Origin of the sequence: Methanolobus psychrotolerans (assembly GCF_002243045.1) — an archaeon.
GTDB lineage: Archaea > Halobacteriota > Methanosarcinia > Methanosarcinales > Methanosarcinaceae > Methanolobus > Methanolobus psychrotolerans.
On record NZ_MBKP01000062.1, the window covers coordinates 1 to 3175 of the forward strand.

Below are 3175 nucleotides of genomic sequence, written 5' to 3' on the forward strand. Positions count from 1 at the left end.
GATCCTCTATTAAAAGATACAGACGGTGACGGCTATGACGATTATGTTGAATACCACGATGCGGACCATGATCCACTTGTCTACGAAGTACGTTACGGTTACCTAGAAATCGGCCGTGAGCTCGTACTGGGTGCAGTACTTGGAGAATGGGGTGCCGATGACCATGATAGCACATATTACATGTCTGGCTGGTTGCTTAGTGGTTTTGTTGCCGTAGGAGACGTCAGGGACATAGCCGCTTCAATCTGGAACGGGGACGGGTTTGGAACACTGTTGAATGCTCTAGCCCTGATACCCGGATATGGTGACGCAGCAAAAGTAACCACTACAATCAGCAAATTTGTAGCAAAACATCCGCATACGGTTTTTGCGATCGCGGGTTTTGTGGTAAAGCATGTTGATGAATCAATCGATATTGTAAGGAAAACATATGGTAATGCCATTGTCGATAGCTTGAAAGCAAAGGGACTGAGTGATGATGACGTAATACAATTGGTTAAGAAGAATATTGATTTGAATGAGCTTCATACCGCTTACAAGATTGGCGAAGATTTAGTTTATGTAACTTTAAAACAACATAAACATGTAATTGATAGGCATGTTACTGGAGTTGTAAAGGGGAAATCCGGTAAACGCACTGATTTCTTCCCAACCGGCAATCAAGTTAGACCGGGAGTAACAACACCTGCTGTTATGACTGTTCAAGATGTTGATAATGTGATAAAAGATAGTATACAATTTGGAACAACTAGATCAGAAGGAAATGTAATATTTTATACTTGGAACCCACATCAATTTGGAATTACTGAAGTAGAAACATTAGTAAATACAAAAGGAATGTTCATTACTTCATATCCAAAGGCCGGACCAAATGTAATCTGGGAGTTTGATTGATGTCAGAGATTGAAATCAAATATTGTATAGATAATTTAGATTCTGCCCCTTTCAAAGATGAATGGGATATAGAGGGTAGGTTGTCTATCACAAAAGATAGTGTAACGTTAACGAAAAGAATTGATGATTCAGATGACGATGGATTTAGAGGAGATTATATATTTTACAATCTTGAAAGATGGGTGGACTCGGTTCCTAAAATATGCAATGGCGAGAGGTGTAAGCTTTATTTTATTGATAGTCAGGAAATATTTATGTTTATCCCAAAAGGAGAGATTACTTGCTTCAAGTATTATACTGAAGGGATAGGCCAATTAGTTGAAAGGGAAAACAAACGTTATCCCAACCATGAAGAGGGCATACCTCTAAAAACAGATGAATTGGTTCTGGAAATCATCAGGGTCTCGGAATTATTCATAGATTCTGTAGGTCCAAAAATAAAAGATAAATCGGATATAATTCGATTTAAGCAGTCGCTTAAGGAGGCAAGAGAAGCATACGATCAATACTTAAAAAGAACAGAACAGAATTAAATCCCGGAATTATTCCAAGCTTGAATTGATTCAACTTCATCGAAGTTGAGTCTTTAATTTCTTTTTTTCCAACTGGAAAGACAATCTCTTCTGATATAAAGAGAACAGAGTTTGAACTTCCTCATAGAATGGAAGACTCCGATGTATTAGAAGTAATTTTTGATACTATTGAACCAAGCAATTTAAAATCAACAATATTTAATGGTAAGCTGTATGAGTACGTATATAATCCCGGCAATTTTGGAATTTCGGAAATGACTGTTTGGATAAATAAGGAAACAGGTAAAGTCGTAACGGCCTTTCCAAACAAGGGAACTGATGTCTGGAAATGGACTGGCGTAACGTGGAAAAAGGTGATTTAAAGTGTCCAACTTCGAAATTTCCATGATTAAGGATGAGGAATTTATTGAAGACATAATAAGATACGAAGACATCTGGGATGTCTATGGTTCATTGAATATCTCAGTAAACGGGAAGAAGCTAGGGTTTTTAGACAACTTGGCTTTTTTCCTTTCATATTTTTATGATAGCTGTCTGGCATCACTTCCTGAAATATATTCAGGTAAGGTGTTCAAATTTAAATCTGAGGCTTCTTATGAACTAGTATTCGAGCCAAAAGATGATAATGTCACAATCTACTTAGTAGAAGAAAATAAGCGACACGATGATGAGATTGATATTCCTTTCAAAGATTTTGCAGATGAAGTTATTAGAAGTGTGGATGAATATGTGGACTACATATTAGACATGAGACCTGATTTAAGAGAGACTAAAAGGACAAAAAAATTCAAAAACGAGGTTGAGGAATTAAAAAATTTATATGTTCAATGTTGTGAGAAAAACGCAACATAAACATGTTATTGATCGGCATGTTACAGGTGTTGTGAAAGGGAAGCCTGATAAATACACTGATTTCTTCCCAACCGGCAATCAAGTTAGACCGGGAGTAACAACACCTGCTGTTATGACTGTTCAAGATGTTGATAATGTGATAAAAGATAGTATACAATTTGTAACAACCAAAACCAAAAGAGAAATAATATTTTATAGCTGGAACCCACAAGAATTTGGAATATCCAAAGTAGAAACATTGGTAAGTACAGAAGGAAAATTTATTACTTTATATCCAACAGCCGGATCAAATGTAGTTAGGTGGCAAGACTAATGGCACATATTGAGATCAAATATTGCATAGCAAATTTAAATTCTGCTCCTTTTGGAGATGAATGGGATATAGAAGGTGGATTATCTGTTGCAAAAGATTGTCTTATCTTAACTAAAGAAATTAACGATCCCGAAGACAAAGGATTTAGGGGCGATAGTATATTCTATATTCTTGAAAGATGGGTGGCTTCAATTCCTAAAATGTTTCAAGGCGATATGTCAGAAATTAGTTTTGTTGATAGTCAAGAGGGTTTTTTGTTTACACCTAAAGGAGAATTTACCTTTTTCAAGTATTTTATTGGTGGTTCCGGTAAAATACTTAGTAAAGACGGAGTATTATCAGTTGAAGAGATTAACAAACGTTATCCCAACCATGAAGAAGGCACACCACTCAAAACAGACGAATTGGTTTTAGAAATAATAAGAATCGCCGAATTATTCATAGATTCTATAGGCCCTAAAATAAAGGATAAATCAGATGTAATTGGGTTTAAGCAGTCGCTTGAGGAGGCACGTGAAGTATACGATCAATACATAATGAGAAGAGAACTACATTATTGAACCTTGGAATAATTCCAGATTCG

General features: G+C 36.1%; 6 protein-coding genes. All 6 read left to right on the top strand.

From position 1 onward, the window contains the following. A partial coding sequence (locus BB781_RS15885; protein WP_164997919.1) for a hypothetical protein occupies positions 1 to 894 on the top strand: 894 nt, incomplete at its 5' end. Further along, complete coding sequence (locus BB781_RS14280; protein ID WP_094229147.1) at positions 894 to 1427, top strand: hypothetical protein; 534 nt, start codon at positions 894 to 896, stop codon at positions 1425 to 1427. The genes BB781_RS15885 and BB781_RS14280, both read left to right, overlap by 1 nt. 128 nt (positions 1428 to 1555) lie before the next feature. After that, entirely contained in the window at positions 1556 to 1789 is a 234-nt protein-coding gene (locus tag BB781_RS14285; RefSeq protein ID WP_094229148.1) for a hypothetical protein, read from the top strand. 1 nt (position 1790) lies between these two features. Continuing rightward, a complete protein-coding gene (locus BB781_RS14290) occupies positions 1791 to 2279 on the top strand; it encodes a hypothetical protein (protein WP_094229149.1) in 489 nt (162 codons plus the stop codon). Then, positions 2260 to 2592 carry a hypothetical protein gene (locus BB781_RS14295; RefSeq protein WP_129582733.1) on the top strand — a complete coding sequence of 111 codons (333 nt, stop codon included), beginning with the start codon at positions 2260 to 2262 and terminating at the stop codon, positions 2590 to 2592. Before BB781_RS14290 ends, BB781_RS14295 begins: the two co-directional genes overlap by 20 nt. After that, positions 2592 to 3152 (top strand): hypothetical protein, encoded by a 561-nt coding sequence (locus tag BB781_RS14300; protein ID WP_094229151.1) that lies wholly within the window; start codon positions 2592 to 2594, stop codon positions 3150 to 3152. Before BB781_RS14295 ends, BB781_RS14300 begins: the two co-directional genes overlap by 1 nt. The last annotated feature ends 23 nt before the right edge of the window (positions 3153 to 3175 follow it).

Excerpts from the sequence above, each read along its gene's own strand:
- BB781_RS14280 (WP_094229147.1), top strand. The coding sequence starts at position 894 with ATGTCAGAGATTGAAATCAAATATTGTATAGATAATTTAGATTCTGCC.
- BB781_RS14285 (WP_094229148.1), top strand. The coding sequence starts at position 1,556 with ATGGAAGACTCCGATGTATTAGAAGTAATTTTTGATACTATTGAACCA.
- BB781_RS14300 (WP_094229151.1), top strand. The coding sequence starts at position 2,592 with ATGGCACATATTGAGATCAAATATTGCATAGCAAATTTAAATTCTGCT.